Raw genomic sequence first — 17,056 nt, forward strand, 5'->3', positions numbered from 1 at the left:
GTTGCGACGGTTGTCTCTGGTGAGGCGATCAGCGCGCGTATGAGCGGTGTTGCGCGTCGCCGGCCATCTGGGGCTCGGGCGAGGCGTGATGCCGCGCGTGCGCAGGCTGTCGATCCCGGTAGACAGGATCGGCCCCGTGACACGGGTCGGTGTTGCCGTCGATGGCGGTGAGCCCCGCCGTGGCCCTTAGCCGAATAGCGCCGTGGTCGTGCCGCGATGCGTGTGGGTGTCAACGTTGGTGCGGCGCTCCAATTCCAGTAGTGCGGCCTTGGTGGGTAAGCCGCCGCCGAAGCCGGTGAGCGTGCCGTTGGCGCCGATCACGCGGTGGCAGGGCACCAGGATCGGGAGCGGGTTGCGGCCGTTTGCCGCGCCGACCGCGCGCACTGCACGCGGTTGTCCGAGGTGCTGCGCCAACTGCGCATAGCTCCAGGTCGTGCCGTATGGAATATCGAGCAGTGCCTCCCACACGCGGCGCTGGAAGGCGGTGCCGTGCGGTGCCAATGGCAGTTCGAAGCGAGTGCGTTCGCCAGCGAAATAGGCCTGCAATTGCGTGCGTGCTTCGCGTACTGGTGCCGGGTCGCGGATCCAGTCGGCGCGATCCGGCGCGTCGTAGCGATTTTCCGGGAACAGCAGATGGCGCATGCTCTCGTCGTGCCCGACGGCGACGGTGAGTTCGCCAATCGGCGTGGTAAAGCGGTCGTAGTACAGCGTGCAGCGGTTCATGCGACAGTTCCCACTGGAGGATCGCCGGCCAGTCTAGTACGTTCTGACCACAGGGACTGAGCGTTCTCGGACAGCCCTGCCGGCGGCCCTGCTGGTGTCGGCCCGCGTTGGTCGCCGCCAATTGGGATGCCCTGCGCATCGGTACCGACCGGGCAGCGGCGCTTCGGCTTTCCGGATCAGGTCTGCGCGGTGGAAAGACTGCCATCGAAGCACGACGTGGCGACGCTGTCGCTGGCATCGCCCGGGGCCTGAACGGTGGCTGCGCCTGGGCACGGGGCGTCGCCGCCCATTCATGTTGTGGGCATTCGCGCGGCGCTAGGGTTCTCGGTATTCATCTCCGGAGTGCAGATATGTCCCCCGGCACCAAGCTCATAATGCGTTTGTATCTGCCGCCGGCGCTGTTAGCCTTGGGCGGTTTCCTGATCGCCGAAGTGCTGCTGCATTTCGCCACTGGCAAGCATGCGACGTGGCTGGCGCGCAGCGCCTCGCTGCTGAGCCTGGGGGCCCTGCTTGGCGCGACGGTGTGGGCGTTATGGGGCAGTTGGCGTGCTTGGCATCGGCAACGCTATGTCGTGGCTCCTATCCAGGCAGCGCCAGGAGAGGAGATGCCCTGAGCGGCGCGGCCTGCAGCAACGTAGACTGCGGGTCCCGTGATCGTTGCGTGCGAGCGTTGTCCATGCCGATATCCGTGCTGTCGCATCGTCTGTTTGCGCTGTTGCTTTGGCTTGTGGTGCTGCCCGTGTCCGCGCAAACCGTCCCGTCCAAGCCGCCGGCCCCGTCCAAGCACGCCGTCGCGGCTGTGCCCGCGCCGGGGCCGCTGTCCAAGCAGGATGCGCAAATGGCCCAGGCCGGCCTGCGCGCCGCGCAACTGGTCGATGCTGGCCGCAGCGGCGAATTATGGGATGGCGCCTCGGCACTCGCCAAAAAGGCGGTGACGCGCGAGGCGTTCGTGCGCAATGTGGATACCGCCCGTGCGCGGCTGGGCGCGTTGCTCGGGCGTGGTGTCGCCAGCGTGGCCCGGGTGCAGTACGCCGCAGGCTCGCAGGTGCCTCCGGGGACTTACGTCAATATCAGTTTTCCCAGCCGCTTCGCCAATGCGCCGCAACCGGTGCGCGAGTTGGTGTCGCTGCGTCTGGACGAGGACAAAACCTGGCGTCTGGCCGGCTACCATGTCGGGCAGCCCGATTGAGTCGCGAGCTGTTGCCCGTTCCCGCCGGAGGTTCCGATGATGAGTTTCGAAATCCGCATGCTCGCCTGGGCGATCCTGCTTGGGATCGCGCAATTGCTGCTTGCCGCTGCGTTCGTCACCGCGCAACGCGGCTTGAAGTGGAACGCTGGCCCACGCGACACCCCACAGCCGCCGCCAGCCGGCGTGGCCGGACGCCTGGAACGCGCCTTGCGCAATTTTCTGGAGACGTTTCCGTTCTTTGCCGCAGGTGTGCTGGCGGTGACGGCGCTGGGCAAGGGTAGTGCGCATACCGCGCTGGCGGCACAGTTGTATGTGTGGGCGAGGTTAGTTTATGTGCCGTTGTACGCGGTGGGTGTGCCGTATCTGCGCAGCCTGGCCTGGGTGGTATCGCTATGGTCGATTCTGCAACTGGTATGGGCGCTGTTCTGAGCGCATTTGGTCGCGATGACGCCGATCGCAACTGCCGTCGCGTGCCATCCCGGTCCAGCTAGCCTGTTTGCGCTGGATAGCAAATCGCCTTGACGCGCGTTTAGCGCGTTGCCGGGACCACTTCGATCATCCCCCGCGCGCTGTGCGTGGCCGGGCGAGGCGGTTCATGCAAGCGCGCGTTTCACCGCGCACTTGGTTCAGCGCGTCATCGTGTCCTTGCGCCGAGAGCGGCCACGGCTCGGTCCGTGGCGCAAATCGTTACGGTTCTCGCGATGCCGGGGGCGAGCGGCGTGTGTTCAGACCTTGCCCAGCACCTGCACGTGCACGTCGCCAAGCTGCACTTTTTGACCTGCGCGCACCTTGCATGCCTTGCGCAGTTCGACCTCGCCGTCCACGCGCACCTGGCCTTCGCTGATCACGGCTTTGGCGGCGCCGCCGCTGTCGCACAGGCCGGTCAGTTTCAATAAGTGTTTGAGTTCAACGTAGTCGCTTTCTAATTGGAGATCGATGGTTTGCATGATTGGGGCTCGGAAATCGATACCTATTGTCGATCATTCGCGAGCCGAACGTGTAGGTTGTCGGTGTCACGGCGAGTGTGCCGCTGGCACGCCACGGTGCAGCATCGATGTCGTCGCGCCTGAACGGCTGCCTTCATCTGCTTTCGACATGTGAGCTGTCAAAGCGCACAATGGACTCCTTTGCGCTTGCCGGTTCTCTGCGGCGCCTCCGGAGTCTCCCATGTCCCAAGATATCCCCGCGCCGCTGCTGTTCGCAGATCTCGGCCTCTGTTCTGCTGTGATGAAGGCGGTCGCCGAGATCGGTTACGAGTCGCCCTCGCCGATCCAGGCGGCCACCATCCCGGCCCTGCTGACCGGGCGCGACCTGCTCGGCCAGGCCCAGACGGGCACCGGCAAAACCGCCGCATTCGCGCTGCCGATCCTGTCGCGGCTGGACTTCGCCCAGCGCAAGCCGCAGGCACTGGTGCTGGCGCCCACGCGGGAACTGGCAATCCAGGTCGCCGAGGCGTTTCACCGCTACGCTGCGGCCATTCCCGGCTTCCAGGTATTGCCGGTGTACGGCGGCCAGCCCTATGTGCAGCAGTTGTCGGCGCTCAAGCGTGGCGTGCATGTGGTGGTGGGGACCCCGGGACGGGTCATCGACCATCTCGACCGCGGCACCCTGGACCTGTCCGAGTTGAAGACGCTGGTCCTCGACGAGGCTGACGAAATGCTTCGCATGGGCTTCATCGACGACGTCGAAGCGGTGTTGAAGAAGCTGCCGCAATCGCGTCAGGTAGCGCTGTTCTCGGCGACCATGCCGGCGGCGATCAAGCGGATCGCGCAGACGTATCTCAACGATCCGGCCGAAGTCATCATTGCCTCCAAGACCACCACCTCTGCGAACATTCGCCAGCGCTACTGGGCGGTGAGCGGGTTGCACAAGCTCGATGCGCTGACCCGGATTCTGGAGGTGGAGCCGTTCGACGCGATGATCATCTTCGCGCGCACCAAGGCCGGTACTGACGAACTGGCGCAAAAGCTGCAGGCACGCGGTCTGGCGGCGGCGGCGATCAACGGCGACATCCAGCAGGCGCAGCGCGAGCGGGTGATCCAGCAACTCAAGGATGGCAAGCTCGACATCCTGGTCGCCACCGACGTGGCCGCGCGTGGCCTGGATGTGGAGCGCATCAGCCATGTGTTGAACTACGATATCCCTTACGACACCGAAAGCTACGTGCACCGCATCGGCCGCACCGGCCGCGCCGGGCGCAGCGGCGAGGCGATCCTGTTCGTCAGCCCGCGCGAGCGCGGCATGTTGCGTGCGATCGAGCGCGCCACCCGCCAGCCGATCGAAGAGATGCAATTGCCGAGCGTGGACGCGGTCAACGATCAGCGTGTGAGCCGCTTCATGGAGCGGATCAGCGAGACCATCGCGGCCGGTGGCATCGACAGCTACCGCGAATTGCTGCAGCGCTTCGAGGCCGAGAAGAACATCCCGATGGTGGAGGTGGCCGCCGCGCTGGCACGCCTGCTGCAGGGCGACACGCCGCTGTTGCTGGCCCCGGACCGTCCGCGCGCGGCGCCGCAGGGCGAGCGTTTCGAACGACCTGGCGGCGAGCGTCGCGAGCGCGGTGAGCGTCCGGAACGTGCAAAGTTCGAGCAGAAATTCGAACGCGAGGCCCGGCCATCCCGTCGCGACGAGGGCGAACGTGCGCCGCGTCCTGCCCCGGCCCAGGGCGGCGATTTCGATTACCACCGCGATGTCGGCAGTTTCGAGGCGCCGCGCCGCGACAAAGCGCCGAAAGCGCCGCGTGGCGCACCGGATGTGGGTATGGAGACCTACCGCATCGAAGTCGGTCACCAGCATGGGGTGAAGCCAGCCAACATCGTCGGTGCCATCGCCAACGAGGCCGGACTGGAAAGCAAGTACATCGGTCGCATCGATATCCACGACGATCACTCGATCCTGGACCTGCCGGTGGAGATGCCGCGCGAGCTGTTGGCGCACCTGAAGAAGGTGTGGGTCTCTGGCCAGCAACTGCAGATGCGCAAGCTCGACGACGCTACGTCCGGCGGTGCGCCGTTCAAGCCGAAGTTCGCGCGTGGCGGCAAGCCCGGTGGCAAGCCCAACGCCGCCGCCGCGCGTCCACCGGGGCGCTTCGGCGACCGTCCTGGCGAGCGTCCGCCGCGCAAGGGGCCGCCCAAGCGTTGATGCGCCGGGGGCGCCGCTCAGTGCACTCCCCTGCGCGACAGGGAGTGCAGGCCATCCGGCGCTTTCATCGCCGCTGCGCGTGATCGCCCGCCGTGCCTCGTCCCGAGTTCACCGTTCCCAGCCCCGGCACCATGTCCACTCGTCTCAATAAACACATCGCCGAGAGCGGATTTTGCTCGCGCCGCGAGGCCGATCGGCTGATCGCTGCACGCCGCGTCACCGTCAATGATCTGCCTGGTGGGGTCGGTTCGGTGGTGGGCGAGGGCGATGAGGTCAAGGTCGATGGTCAGCCGCTGCGCGCACGCGCCAAGCACAAAGGCGGCCGCCATCACGTCTATATCGCGTTGAACAAACCGGTCGGCGTGACCTGCACCACAGAGCGCGAGGTCAAGGGCAACATCGTTGATTTCGTCGGCCATGAACAGCGCATTTTCCCGATCGGGCGCCTGGACAAGGACTCGGAGGGGCTGATCCTGATGACCAGTAACGGCGACATCGTCAACGAAATTCTGCGCGCGGAGAACCGCCACCAGAAGGAATACCTAGTCGCGGTGAACAAGCCGGTCACCGATGAGTTCCTGCGTGGCATGGCCCGCGGCGTGCGCGTGCACGACCAGATGACCCTGCCGTGCCGCACTGCGCGGATCGCCAAGTTCGGCTTCCGTATCGTGCTGGAGCAGGGGTTGAACCGGCAGATCCGTTTGATGGCGGCGGCGTTCGATTACCGCGTCACCCAGTTGCGTCGCGTGCGCATCGACAACATCAAGCTCGGCGCACTCAAGCCGGGGCAGTGGCGCAATCTCACCGAACAGGAACTACGCGGGCTCCTGCCGCAGCGTCAGCAGTGGTAGCGGGCCAGCCGGCGTTGGGGCTGGCAACGGCCGCAGATTGGGCGATACTGGGCAACGACATCTGCCCCCGTCTCTCTGTACACCGTGATCAAGCCTTGCAAGTCCGACAACGAAGCCGCGCGTCTGCGTGCCCTACACGCCCTGAATATCCTGGATACCGAGCCGGAAGCCGCTTACGAGGATCTCGTCGGCATTGCCGCCAGCCTCTGCGATACCCCTTCGGCGCTGATCTCGTTGGTGGACGAGGAGCGTCAATGGCTGAAATCGCAGCGGAATGTCAATCTGCTGAGTACATCACGCGACGAATCCTTCTGCGGACATACCATTCTGTTGCCACAGCAGGTCATGATCGTTCCCGATGCCGCCGAGGATCCGCGTTTCAAGTTCAACCGGTTGGTGACCGAGGGCGGTGTCCGTTTCTATGCCGGCGCCCCGCTGTTGACCAGCGAGGGCTTGGCGGTCGGCACGTTGTGCGTGCTGGATAACCGCCCGCGCACGTTGGATTTGAGCCAGGTGGCGGCGCTACAGGCGCTGTCGCGGCAGGTGATGCAGTTGATCGAGCTGCGCCGCACCAGCCATGCGCTGTCGCTGCAACTGCGCGAGCGCGAGTGGTACGAACAGCAGTTGTTGCGATACCAATCGTCGCTGGAGACGCTCAATGCCGACCTGCTCGAACAGGCGCGTACCGATCCGCTCACGGGTTTGCTCAACCGACGCGCCTACGCCACCGCATTGATGGTCGAGGTCGAGTCGGCGCAAGTGAATGCCGCAGCGCTCAGTGTGGCCATTCTGGATCTGGATTACTTCAAGAGCATCAACGATCTGCATGGTCACGACAAGGGCGACGAGGTGCTGTTGGCGTTGGCGCAGATGCTGCGCGTGCATGCGCCGCCTGACTGCCTCGTGGCGCGCTACGGCGGCGAGGAATTCGCGATCCTGTTGCCGTGGATGCAGACGGAACAGGCGGTGCACACATGCGAAATGCTGCGCGAGGAAACGGGCCTGCTACGTCTCGGCGTGCCGCTCACCGCGAGTATCGGTGTGGCCACCTTGCGCGCCCCGGAGAGCGCCGAGCAGTTGCTCAAACGGGCCGATCAAGCGTTGTATCAAGCCAAGCGCGCCGGCCGCGATTGCGTGTGTCTCGCCGAATGAACGCCGGGGTGGGACTCAGTCCAGTGCGTTCTTCGCTTCGCTGGTGGCTAGCAATTCGGGATGTTGCACCCGTCTGGTACGGGTCAGCAGCGGGTGCAGGAACACGGTGCCCAGGATCACCGTCACGCCCAGGTAGAACAGCCCTGTGAGTTGTTTTTGTTCGTCCAGCAGCACGATCGCAAAGAGGATCGCGTAGACCGGTTCCAGGTTGGTGATCAACTGCACCGCGTAGGCGCTGAGTCGGCGCAGTGCCACCAGCGCCAGCGCGAACGGCAACAGCGTGCATAGCAGCGCCAGCGCCAGCAGCAACAAGGTGTCGTGCAGGCTCGGCAGCAATAGCAGCGGCCCGCTCAACGCTGGTAGTACCAACGGCAGTAGCGGTGCCAGCACGGTCAGGGTGAGAGCGCCTGCGCCCAATTCCACTGCGGTGACCGTGAGCGGATCGGCATGGTCGACCAGGCGCTTGTTGAGCGAACCGAAGGCTGCCACCAAAAGGGCCGATGTCGCGCCTACCACGACCCCGGCACGCATCCCATGCGGCACACCGCCGACCACCAGTGCCACTCCCGGCAGCATCGCCAGGCCGACCACCAGTTCGCTGGGGCGGAACGGACGCCTGGCCACCCACGGCTCGATCACTGCGGTGAACACCGGCGCCAGCGCGATGCAGGTCGCCGCGACCGAGGCATTGGCTAGTTTGATCGCGCCGTAGAAGGTCAGCCAGTGCAGGCCAACCAGGATGCCAACCACGGCGTAGCCCAGCGCCAGCTTTGCGCTCAGCGCGGCCAGCCCACGCCATACACGTGGCACCAACGCCAATGCCACCACGACAATCAGCATCCGCCACCACACCAGCGGCAGCGCGGGCAGGGTGATCAATTTGCCGACGATTGCGGTCATGCCCCAGAGCAACACGCACAAATGAATTTGCAACTGGGCTTTGCTGGTGGGGTGTGCTGACATCCCGCTATTGTCGCGTAAAGCGTTGCATCGGCGCTGTGGTTGGCTGGCTTGGGGTCAGTGGCTGGTGTCCTGCTCGGCAGGCGTCGGTGCGATCCTGCGCGCGTACAGCGCAGTGAGCGGCGGTACCAGCAGCGAAGTCACGATCACCGAGGTCGCCACCAGGACGGTGGCAGCCGGGGCCGTCGCCTGGAATTGCGGGGCCATTGCCGCGATCAACGCCGGTGTGGCCACGGCTGCGCCGGCGGTCCCGGAGGCGGCGATGCCGGCGCTGCCGCTGCCACCGCCCAACAGGCGGTCGGCCAGCAGCAGTGGGATGCCGGTGACGACGACGACCAGCAGGCCGAGCAGGATCCCCGCCGGACCACCTTCGACGATGGCATGCAGATCTAACGTATTGCCCAGGGCGAAGGCGAAGAACGGAATCAGCGCCGGCACCGCGCGACTGAACAGGGTGCGCAGTTGCGGATCCAGATTGCCCAGTCCGAAACCCACCAGCAGTGGCAGCACCGCGCCTAGCAGCAAGCGCGGTTCGAACGTGGCGATGCCGGCGCTGCCCAGGATGAGCATGGTGACCAGCGGTCCCGACTCCAGCGACATCAACACCACCGCGCCAGCTTCGCCGGGGGCGCCGTACTGTTGCATGACCGAGGCGAACAAGCCGCCGTTGGTCATGTCCATTGCGGCGACCAGGGCTAGCACCGATAGGCCCTTCCACAAGCCCGCCTCGATCCCGTCCGGCGGCAGCAGATGTGCGCCGACGACCGCCACCAGCCATGCCACCCCGATCTTGGTCAGCAACAGGACCCCGGATTTGCGCAGCACCCGACCGCCAGCGCGCAGCTGGATCGACGCGCCCATGCAGAAAAACCAGACCGCCAGAATCGGCACGATGCCCGTGACCAACCCCTGGGTGAATCCGCCGAACCATGTGCCCACCTGCGGCCATACGCTATGCAGGGTTGCGCCAAGGAACAAGGGGATGAGCATCATGCCGCCGGGAATGCGTTCTACGGTCTGCTTGATCTGCATTGCGTGGGTCCAGTGGGAAAGTGAGGGAGAAGCCGCCACCGCGTCGGGTGTCGCGATCACCGCGTCGCGATTATTTGAGCGTTTTACCGCATCGTCGCGACGTGTGGATGGCACCGGCAGGAGGTTGTCCGCACGCGTTCAGCCCGGCGCGGGCGAATCGGTCAGCTGCCGAACCGATGTTGTGCTGCGGTTCGCGTCCACGATGCGGGTGACTTCACTCTCTGGCGCTGCCCTGGTTCCGTGTCCTGGCCTACACTGCGTTGTGTATCTGTTGTGGGAGGGGCTGTTGATGCGTCCGCGACCATGTGTGGGTTCCCTTCAGGAGCGATGGATTTGAAAAGTATGTCGATGGGCTGCGGCCTGCTGTTGGCGATGAGTGTCACCGCGCAGGCGCAGGCCCCCGCACTGCCGCCGTCGTTGCAGGATCTGGATGCGCGCGTGGAGCGTGTCCGCAAACAGTTCGACGTGCCTGGTATTGCCATCGCCATCGTCAAGGACGGGCAGGTGGTGCTGGAGCGTGGCTACGGTGTGCGTGAATTGGGTAAGCCTGAGCCGGTGGATGCGCACACCCTATTTGCGATCGCCTCCAATACCAAGGCGTTTACCGCTGCGTCACTGTCGATCTTGGCCGATGAGGGCAAGCTGAGTCTCGACGATCGCGTCATCGAGCATTTGCCATGGTTCCAGATGTCCGATCCCTACGTGACGCGCGAGATGCGTGTGCGCGATCTGCTCGCGCACCGGAGCGGATTGAGCCTGGGCGCTGGCGATCTGCTGTTTTGGCCCGCCACCAGCTACAGCAACGAGGAGGTGGTGCGACGGTTGGCACATGTGCCGCTGAAAAGCGGTTTCCGCGACCGCTACGCCTACGACAATATTCTGTATGCCGTGGCGCAGAAGTTGATCGAACAGGTCTCCGGGCAGAGCTACGCCGCGTTCGTGCATCAGCGCATCTTCGTGCCTGTGGGCATGCAGGGCGCACGCATCAATAGCGACCACTTACAGTTTGGCGATCAGGCGGCAATCGGTCATGCCAAGTTCGACTTTCGCCAGTTGCGCACGGTGGCGCCGTTGACCTGGTCCAATAATTCCGGTGCTGGCGGCATCTATGCCAATGTGCACGACATGGCCAAGTGGATGCTGGTGCAACTCGATGGCGGTCGCTTGCCCTCGGTCGACGGGCAGGAACGGCGCTTGTTCAGTGCGCAGCGCCAGCAGGAGATGTGGCAGGTCATCACTCCGATAGCAATATCCGAGCCGAGCGTGCCGGAATTGTTGCCGGCCAAGCCGAACTTCGCCGGCTATGGCGAGGGTTGGAGCCTGAGCGACTACCGTGGCACCAAGCTGGTCTGGCATACCGGTGGCTGGCCAGGCATGGTGTCGCGGCTGACGCTGGTGCCCGAGCGCAAGCTCGGTGTGATCGTGCTGACCAACCAAGAGGTCGGTGCTGCCTTCAATGCGATCACGCTGCAAGTGCTCGATGCCTACCTCGGCGCGCCGGCGAGCGATTGGACTGCGGCGTATGCCGCAGCGGTGGCCAAGGCCGATGCCGGTGCCGACGCGGACTGGGCCAAGCATGTGGCCGCGCGCGATACCGAGTCCAAACCCTCGCTGCCATTGGTCGGTTATGCCGGCACTTACCGCGACCCCTGGTATGGCGAGGTGATGGTGCGCCTAAATGGTAAAAGGTTGGAGTTGCGTTTCAGCAAGACCGCACAGTTGGTCGGCAGCCTGGAGCATTGGCAGCACGATACCTTCATTGTGCGCTGGCGCGATCGCTCGCTCAACGCCGATGCTTTCCTGACCTTTGCTCTTAACGCCGACGGCAAGGTGCGCGAGGCGCGCATGCAGGCAATTTCGCCTTTGACCGATTTTAGCTTCGATTTCCAGGATTTGGTGTTGACCCCAGTGCAGTGAGTGTGGGTTTCGGGATGTTCGCAAATCCGGTGCGGCTGCGCGTTGGTTGCAGCCGCTGCATGCTCCCGATGGTCAGTGGCTGATCAATCGCAAGCGCGCTTTGCGCGCTCGCAGGCCGGTACGGGCCTGATTGCGCCGGGCCAGGCATGCTTACAGCGACAGGCGTACGGTCGGTATGTGCCGTGTCTGCGTTTGTGGCGAGGCCATTAACGTGGCCACCGGTTCTGGTAGTAATTCGGTCAGCGCCGGAATATCGGCCTCGCCGGCCAGTACCTGCGTGCGCAATGCTTCCGTCAATTCGCCGCCGGCTTCGTTGCTATGGCACGACAGGGCGAACAGTGTAGGGTGTCCGGCCTGCATGCGTAGTGGTGCGAATTGGTGCCAGGTGCCGCCTCCGAAGCGCACCGTGAAAAAACAGTCACCAGGCAATTCGACATGGCGCAAGGCAGTCAGGAAATGCGCTGGGTCTTGTGCGATCTGCATCGGCGATGCGGTGCTGAACCGCAACAGCGTGCCACCGCTGCCGGTGATCGCAGTGAACATGCGGTGCCCGGTGTGGCGGTGGAACGGATGTCCGGTATTGCCGACCACGAAGGAGAACAGTGCGGTCGATTCGCCGTTGGCGAAATCCGTGCTGGCCAGGCGTGCCGATGGTTCGTCCAGTTCATCGCGGAACTGCGGATGTGTGCTCTGGCGTGCGGATGTCTGAGCGATCAGTCGATCGCCGGCACCAGCGCCGAGTTGGGCGATCAGGATGACTTCCACAGGTAATCCGCCGCTGTAGGAGGGGAGGTGGACAGAGGGGAAACCGGCTTGCACGGCAGGGTGTTCGCGGAGTGGGACTGCGGTGGGCATTAGCGGAGTCCTGTTGTGTTGTCGTGGCGGAGGAAACGCTACATGGATTTTCTGACCTAATGATGCGGCGCCTTCGCGCCGAGCATGCCTGCATTGGGACATATTTCTAATACGATGCCGCGAGCGTGTCTAACAAGCTGAGCGTGTCTAACAAATCATCCGATGTGAAGCGGCGACACGACAGCGGTTGGTCACAGCGTTTTCCTGCCACCATGGTCGTTGCTTGCAGTGTCGATGCGTTTTGCGAGATTGCCGACGCGCTCATTGATCGATGGATTGATGCAGTGCATGCGTTGCAGTTTTGTCAAACAGCTGCGGTCGGCACCGAACGCAGGCGTTAGAAGCGATCGTGGTTGTGTATGGTCATGCACGCGACGCCATGATGCGTCTGTCTGACCCGATGCGCCGCGGCGCGGCGTCGGTCTGAGTGTCTGGTGCAATACGTGCAATAGCACCAGTGGATCCTCACGCAGAGCGCGAACTAGCCTGACATTACTGCGGTGGCGTACGTACCGGTAGCGGCACGTTGCACAAGTCGATATGCCCGGCTGGGCGCTTGTAGAAATTGTCATGACGGTTGCGCCGTGCTTCGACCACGTCGCGGAACGTCTGGGTATCGGTACGCAGTAACTGCAGCGCAGTGCGCCCGGCCGCCGGCACGTCGCTGGCGAGACGGATCGCGCGGATGGGGGTGCGTTGTTCGGGATTCTCGTAAAAGCCCATCGGGTCCGGGCCGCGGGGGATGACGCTGAGCAGTTCCATGCCCTTGACTACGCGACCGACCACGGTGATGTTACGGTCCAGTTGTCGCGGCGACTGCCCGGTGACCACATACAGTTCTGCGCCGATGCTGCTGTCCTCGTCGTTGCTGCGGCCGGCGCCGAGGGTGCCGTAGCAATGCGCCAGCCATGCGGTGCCGGCTTTGGGATCGCGTGCGACGGGGAAGCCGTCGACGAAGCCGACTTGCGGCGCCCAGCCGTCGCGATCGGGTAGCGGCTGGAACGCCAGCCCGGCGGCTGGGCGCTGAAATTCGGCGGGGAGGTGGGTCTTGGCGCTGCCCAGCGACTTGGCCTTGCCGACGCTGTCGGCATCGGGGTCGCCGAACTGCACCACGAAATTGTCCTGCGATCGGTAGATGCTCAGCCCGTCCCAGAAGTGCTCGTGGGCGAGGGTGCGGATATTGCCGACGTGCTGCGGCGCAAACGCAGGGGCGAGTTCGATGACGACCCGTCCCTTATCCAATTCCAAGTAGAGTGTATTGGCCGGGTCCAGGGTGCGCCAATCGCTGGGCTTGGAAGCGTCGAGAATTTCCTGTGGGCTACGGTACGGTGGTTTCTTGGCTTCGGCCGCTGCTGCGTTGCTCAACGTGGTTGAGCAAAACAGCGCGAGGATGAGCAGAGGCGAGCGCAGCGACATGGGGGATGTCCGGTCGGAGGTCGTTCGATTTTCACCGAAGCGCCGGGCGCTGCCAATGCGTTGGCGACGCGGCGGGTTTCGCCGCGTCAGTGCCGGTCCCTCATGCCACGGCGGCGTTCAGCGCGTCTTGCCGTTGCCGCGGTGCTTGAGTGGGGTGACGTTGCCGGCGGGTACCTTGGCGGCAACGGCATTGGCGGCGATGAAGGTGCGGACCTGCGGATAGACGATCTCGCGCCAGCGGCGGCCGCTGAAGATGCCGTAATGGCCGGCGCCTTTCACTTCTAGATGCTGGCGGCGCTGCGTGGCGATGCCGGTGCACAGGTCGTGTACCGCCGCGGTCTGGCCAAGGCCGGAAATGTCGTCCAGTTCGCCTTCGATACTGAGCAGTGCGGTGTCGCGTATCGCGGATGGATCGACGCGCTCGTCGCGGACCGCCCATTCCCCGCGCGGCAGCAGGAACTCCTGGAACACGACCCGGATCGTGTCCAGGTAGTAGGTGGCCGGCATGTCCAGCACCGCGTTGTATTCGTCGTAGAAGCGGCGGTGCGCCTCGGCGTCCTGCAGGTCGCCCTTGATCAGGTTGGCGTAGAAATCCCAGTGCGACATGAAATGCCGGCTCGGGTTCATCGCCAGGAAGCCGATGTGCTGCAGAAAGCCCGGATACACCTGGCGCCCGTGACCGGGATACCCTGATGGGACGCTGTGGATGAGGTTATGTTCGAACCAGGACAGCGAGTTACGTGTCGCCAGGTTGTTGACCTCGGTGGGGCTGTGTCGGGCATCGATCGGCCCGCCCATCATCACCAGCGAGCGCGGCGTGTCTTCGCCGCGCGCGGCCATCAGCGACACCGCCGCCAGTACCGGCACGGTCGGCTGGCATACGCTCATCACGTGCAGCGATGGGGCGCCGATGTGGCGGATAAACTCCTGCACGTAGTCGACATAGTCGTCCAGGCCGAAGTCGCCTTCGCTCTGCGGCACCATGCGCGCATCGATCCAGTCGGTGACGTAGACCTTGTGGTCGCGCAGCAGGGTACGCACGGTATCGCGCAGCAGCGTGGCATGGTGGCCGGACAGCGGCGCCACCACCAGCACCGCGGGTTGCTGCTTGAGTCTGTCCACGATCGTGGTGTCGTCGCTGAAGCGCTTGAAGCGCAGCAGGCGACAGAACGGCTTGTGCAGCACCTCCTGTTCGACGATCGGCAGCGCGTGCCCGTCGACCTCGACATGGCTCAGCGCCCAGGCCGGTTTTTCGTAGTCCTTGCCCAGGCGATGCAGCAGTTCGTTGCTGGCGGCGAGACGATCGGCTCCCGGCATCATCGACCACACGCTGTTGGCGTCGGAGAAGATCTTGGCGTTGGCCTCGGCTTGGTGGACCCAAGGTGCGAGCAGGTTGCGGGTCAGTTCGTGCAATTGGTAGAGCATGCCGGTGTCCCCATCCTGAGCATATGCTGCCATGCAGCATAACCCATTGCCGCCGGCCGCACCTTAATGGGTCGCCAGATCCGTCGTCTCCAGCGCCGCCGCATCGCCCGCCAGTGCTGGGCTCAACCAGCAGTGACTGCCCACCGCGCGTAAGCCGACTGCACCGAATTGGCGTCGGTACCAGCGTGCTGCACGTGGCTGGAACTCGGCATGGTCGCCGTCGAAGTCGTCCTGGGCGGTGAACGTCTCTAGGAATGCGAGCCCGCCGCACAGCTCGGCCAGCCCCGGCAGACCTTGGCGTAGTTCGCGGCTGGGCACGTAGTGAAGGACATCCGAACACACCAGCAGGTCCACCGGGGCGCACGGTCGCAGCCAGGCGAAATCGCCGAAGCGCGCCGGGTGCAGGTTGCGCTGGCGGCCATAGCGGGCGACCGCATAGTCGCTGCTGTCGAAACCGAGGTAGTGGAGTTTGGGGCGTCGTTTCAGCAGCGGCGCGCGCCAGGCACCTTCGCCGCAGCCGATGTCGAGTACGCTGCGGATCGGGCGTTCCAGGTAGTACTCGGCCTGCGCGATGGCGAGGGCGACCTTGCGTGCCAGACGCGCGGCATTGCCGATGCCGTCGCGGCGGTACCAGCGCTGGAAGTAGTCGGCGTCGTACTGTTTCTGCATGCGTGTATTGGTCCGTGCGGTCGCGGGACGAATGGGACAAAATGGCACGACATCCTACGCCAGTGGTCTGGAGCCAGCGCATGCAACTCTATCTGTGGATCAAGTCCCTGCATCTGCTGTTCGTGATCGCCTGGATGGCGGCCGTGTTCTATCTGCCGCGCATCCTGGTCAACATCGCCGAGAGCGCGGGCCAGCCGCAGGTGCAGGAGCGGCTGGTACTGATGGGGCGGCGTCTGTACCGTTTCGGCCACAGCATGTTCGGTCTGGCGTTGTTGCTGGGATTGATCCTGTGGCTGGGTGACAAGGTGCTGCCGGATTTCCCGACCATGGTCGTGCCTGACCACAGCGGCTGGCTGCATGCCAAGCTGGGTCTGGTGGCGCTGATGCTGGCCTACTACGTGTTCACCGGGCGCTGGCTCAAGCGGGTGGGGCAGCAGGCGCTGCCGTCCTCGCGCGCGCTGCGCCTGTTCAACGAGCTGCCGGTGCTGGTGTTGCTGGTGGTGATCTGGCTGGTGTTGGCGAAGCCGTTTTGAGCAGGCCCGGCGACTAGGCAAATCCTGGCAGTCGATTCTCTCGTGGCATATGCAAGCGCCGATGCGCACACCTGTCGTCCATCATGAAATCCCGTGCTGTGATCGACCGCTGCGCGCGACATGCACGCGGCGGCTCGATTGCAACTAGTGTCGACAGCACATCGGCAAGGGGGAGCGATGCAGCGCAACACTGTGCGTAGGTGAGGGAGGGTCAGGCGGCCTCGTAGGCGCCATAGCTGCGCAGGCGCTCGTAGCGCTTTTGCAGCAGTTGCGCGATTGGCTGCCGTTCCAACGCCTCCAGCTCGTTGAGCAACACGGCTTTCAGGCGCTTGCCCATCTGCATGGGATTGCGATGCGCGCCACCGATCGGTTCGCGGATCACCTTGTCGACCAGGCCGAGCGCGGACAGCCGATTGGCGGTCAGGCCCAGTTGCTCGGCGGCGTCCCTGGCCTTGCTGGCATCCTTCCATAGGATCGAGGCGCAGCCTTCCGGCGAAATCACCGAGTAGGTGCCGTACTGCAGCATCAAGGTCCGGTCGCCCACACCGATTGCCAGCGCGCCGCCGGAGCCGCCTTCGCCGATCACGGTACAGATCACCGGTACCTTCAATTCGGCCATTTCCAGCAGGTTGCGCGCGATCGCCTCGCTCTGGCCGCGCTCTTCGGCGCCGATGCCCGGGTAGGCGCCCGGGGTGTCGATGAAGGTCAGCAGCGGCAGTTTGAAACGCTCGGCCAGTTTCATCAGGCGCAGCGCCTTGCGGTAGCCTTCTGGGCGCGGCATGCCGAAGTTGCGCGCGATCTTGCTCTTGGTATCGCGTCCCTTTTGGTGGCCGATGATGACCACGGAGCGGCCATCGATGCGACCGATGCCGCCGACGATGGCCTTGTCGTCGGAAAACGCGCGGTCGCCTGCCAGTTCCTGGAATTCGTCGCACAGCACGTTGATGTAATCCAGCGTGTACGGGCGCTGCGGATGCCGCGCCAACTGCGAGATCTGCCAGGCCGATAGATCGCGGAAGATCTGCGCGGTGCGTGCCCGGAGTTTGTCCTGTAGCGCCTCCACTTCGGTGTCGACGTTGACCGCCGTGCCGGTGCTGGCGCTACGCAGTTCCTGGATCTTGGCTTCCAGATCGGCAATGGGTTGCTCGAAGTCGAGGTAGTTCGGGTTCATTGGAAGCGGTGGTGAGCGTGAG

At 64.4% G+C, this 17,056-nt stretch carries 17 protein-coding genes and 1 pseudogene; 9 read left to right on the top strand and 9 right to left on the bottom strand.

Annotated elements, in window-relative coordinates; genetic code table 11:
* Nucleotides 1-186: 186 nt before the first annotated feature.
* A complete protein-coding gene (locus XalbCFBP2523_RS11430) occupies nt 187-723 on the bottom strand; it encodes a methylated-DNA--[protein]-cysteine S-methyltransferase (RefSeq protein ID WP_045765990.1) in 537 nt (178 codons plus the stop codon).
* A 350-nt stretch (nt 724-1,073) separates the two neighbouring features.
* Between XalbCFBP2523_RS11430 and XalbCFBP2523_RS11435 the strand changes: the two genes are divergently transcribed.
* The 3 genes from XalbCFBP2523_RS11435 (at nt 1,074) to XalbCFBP2523_RS11445 (ending at nt 2,341) form a co-directional block, all read left to right on the top strand.
* Nucleotides 1,074-1,337 (top strand): hypothetical protein, encoded by a 264-nt coding sequence (locus XalbCFBP2523_RS11435; RefSeq protein ID WP_045765989.1) that lies wholly within the window; start codon nt 1,074-1,076, stop codon nt 1,335-1,337.
* Between the two features lie 62 nt (nt 1,338-1,399).
* Nucleotides 1,400-1,912 carry a DUF4019 domain-containing protein gene (locus XalbCFBP2523_RS11440; protein ID WP_052687947.1) on the top strand — a complete coding sequence of 171 codons (513 nt, stop codon included), beginning with the start codon at nt 1,400-1,402 and terminating at the stop codon, nt 1,910-1,912.
* A 39-nt stretch (nt 1,913-1,951) separates the two neighbouring features.
* A complete protein-coding gene (locus XalbCFBP2523_RS11445) occupies nt 1,952-2,341 on the top strand; it encodes an MAPEG family protein (protein WP_045757332.1) in 390 nt (129 codons plus the stop codon).
* 296 nt (nt 2,342-2,637) lie between these two features.
* On the opposite strand, the gene XalbCFBP2523_RS11450 is transcribed toward XalbCFBP2523_RS11445, so the two are convergent.
* Nucleotides 2,638-2,859 carry an RNA-binding S4 domain-containing protein gene (locus tag XalbCFBP2523_RS11450; protein WP_012916537.1) on the bottom strand — a complete coding sequence of 74 codons (222 nt, stop codon included), beginning with the start codon at nt 2,857-2,859 and terminating at the stop codon, nt 2,638-2,640.
* 220 nt (nt 2,860-3,079) lie between these two features.
* Between XalbCFBP2523_RS11450 and XalbCFBP2523_RS11455 the strand changes: the two genes are divergently transcribed.
* The 3 genes from XalbCFBP2523_RS11455 to XalbCFBP2523_RS11465 all read left to right on the top strand — a co-directional run bounded on the left by XalbCFBP2523_RS11455 (nt 3,080) and on the right by XalbCFBP2523_RS11465 (nt 7,056).
* Nucleotides 3,080-5,053, top strand: coding sequence for a DEAD/DEAH box helicase (locus XalbCFBP2523_RS11455; RefSeq protein WP_012916536.1), 1,974 nt, complete (start codon nt 3,080-3,082; stop codon nt 5,051-5,053).
* 131 nt (nt 5,054-5,184) lie between these two features.
* Nucleotides 5,185-5,904 (top strand): pseudouridine synthase, encoded by a 720-nt coding sequence (locus tag XalbCFBP2523_RS11460; RefSeq protein ID WP_045765988.1) that lies wholly within the window; start codon nt 5,185-5,187, stop codon nt 5,902-5,904.
* Between the two features lie 84 nt (nt 5,905-5,988).
* A complete protein-coding gene (locus tag XalbCFBP2523_RS11465) occupies nt 5,989-7,056 on the top strand; it encodes a sensor domain-containing diguanylate cyclase (RefSeq protein WP_045757331.1) in 1,068 nt (355 codons plus the stop codon).
* A gap of 15 nt (nt 7,057-7,071) precedes the next feature.
* Here XalbCFBP2523_RS11465 and XalbCFBP2523_RS11470 read toward each other — a convergent pair whose 3' ends face one another.
* Complete coding sequence (locus XalbCFBP2523_RS11470) at nt 7,072-8,019, bottom strand: DMT family transporter (RefSeq protein ID WP_045765987.1); 948 nt, start codon at nt 8,017-8,019, stop codon at nt 7,072-7,074.
* A 54-nt stretch (nt 8,020-8,073) separates the two neighbouring features.
* Nucleotides 8,074-9,048: a 2-keto-3-deoxygluconate transporter gene (gene kdgT, locus XalbCFBP2523_RS11475; RefSeq protein ID WP_045765986.1), complete on the bottom strand. Its 975-nt coding sequence runs from the start codon at nt 9,046-9,048 to the stop codon at nt 8,074-8,076.
* A gap of 348 nt (nt 9,049-9,396) precedes the next feature.
* Between kdgT and XalbCFBP2523_RS11480 the strand changes: the two genes are divergently transcribed.
* A complete protein-coding gene (locus tag XalbCFBP2523_RS11480) occupies nt 9,397-10,965 on the top strand; it encodes a serine hydrolase (protein WP_249027726.1) in 1,569 nt (522 codons plus the stop codon).
* Nucleotides 10,966-11,118: 153 nt separating this feature from the next.
* Here the strand turns inward: XalbCFBP2523_RS11480 and XalbCFBP2523_RS11485 are convergent.
* Nucleotides 11,119-11,721, bottom strand: a pseudogene (locus XalbCFBP2523_RS11485) (DUF2867 domain-containing protein); the annotation flags it as partial.
* Between the two features lie 224 nt (nt 11,722-11,945).
* Here XalbCFBP2523_RS11485 and XalbCFBP2523_RS16385 point away from each other — a divergent pair.
* Entirely contained in the window at nt 11,946-12,161 is a 216-nt protein-coding gene (locus XalbCFBP2523_RS16385) for a hypothetical protein (protein ID WP_146084076.1), read from the top strand.
* A 151-nt stretch (nt 12,162-12,312) separates the two neighbouring features.
* Here XalbCFBP2523_RS16385 and XalbCFBP2523_RS11490 read toward each other — a convergent pair whose 3' ends face one another.
* The 3 genes from XalbCFBP2523_RS11490 to XalbCFBP2523_RS11500 form a co-directional block, all read right to left on the bottom strand.
* Complete coding sequence (locus XalbCFBP2523_RS11490) at nt 12,313-13,236, bottom strand: peptidylprolyl isomerase (RefSeq protein ID WP_045765985.1); 924 nt, start codon at nt 13,234-13,236, stop codon at nt 12,313-12,315.
* A gap of 117 nt (nt 13,237-13,353) precedes the next feature.
* On the bottom strand, nt 13,354-14,661 hold the full coding sequence (locus tag XalbCFBP2523_RS11495) for a polyhydroxyalkanoate depolymerase (RefSeq protein ID WP_045765984.1): 1,308 nt from the start codon (nt 14,659-14,661) through the stop codon (nt 13,354-13,356).
* Nucleotides 14,662-14,724: 63 nt separating this feature from the next.
* Complete coding sequence (locus XalbCFBP2523_RS11500) at nt 14,725-15,330, bottom strand: class I SAM-dependent DNA methyltransferase (RefSeq protein ID WP_045756926.1); 606 nt, start codon at nt 15,328-15,330, stop codon at nt 14,725-14,727.
* A gap of 80 nt (nt 15,331-15,410) precedes the next feature.
* Here XalbCFBP2523_RS11500 and XalbCFBP2523_RS11505 point away from each other — a divergent pair, with 80 nt between their 5' ends.
* The gene (locus XalbCFBP2523_RS11505; RefSeq protein WP_045765983.1) at nt 15,411-15,863 is read left to right on the top strand and encodes a HemJ family protein; all 453 of its coding nucleotides are present in this window, start codon (nt 15,411-15,413) and stop codon (nt 15,861-15,863) included.
* A gap of 211 nt (nt 15,864-16,074) precedes the next feature.
* Here XalbCFBP2523_RS11505 and XalbCFBP2523_RS11510 read toward each other — a convergent pair whose 3' ends face one another.
* Complete coding sequence (locus XalbCFBP2523_RS11510; RefSeq protein ID WP_012916525.1) at nt 16,075-17,034, bottom strand: acetyl-CoA carboxylase carboxyltransferase subunit alpha; 960 nt, start codon at nt 17,032-17,034, stop codon at nt 16,075-16,077.
* Between the last annotated feature and the right edge of the window lie 22 nt (nt 17,035-17,056).

The organism is Xanthomonas albilineans, assembly GCF_002939705.1.
Classification (GTDB): domain Bacteria; phylum Pseudomonadota; class Gammaproteobacteria; order Xanthomonadales; family Xanthomonadaceae; genus Xanthomonas_A; species Xanthomonas_A albilineans.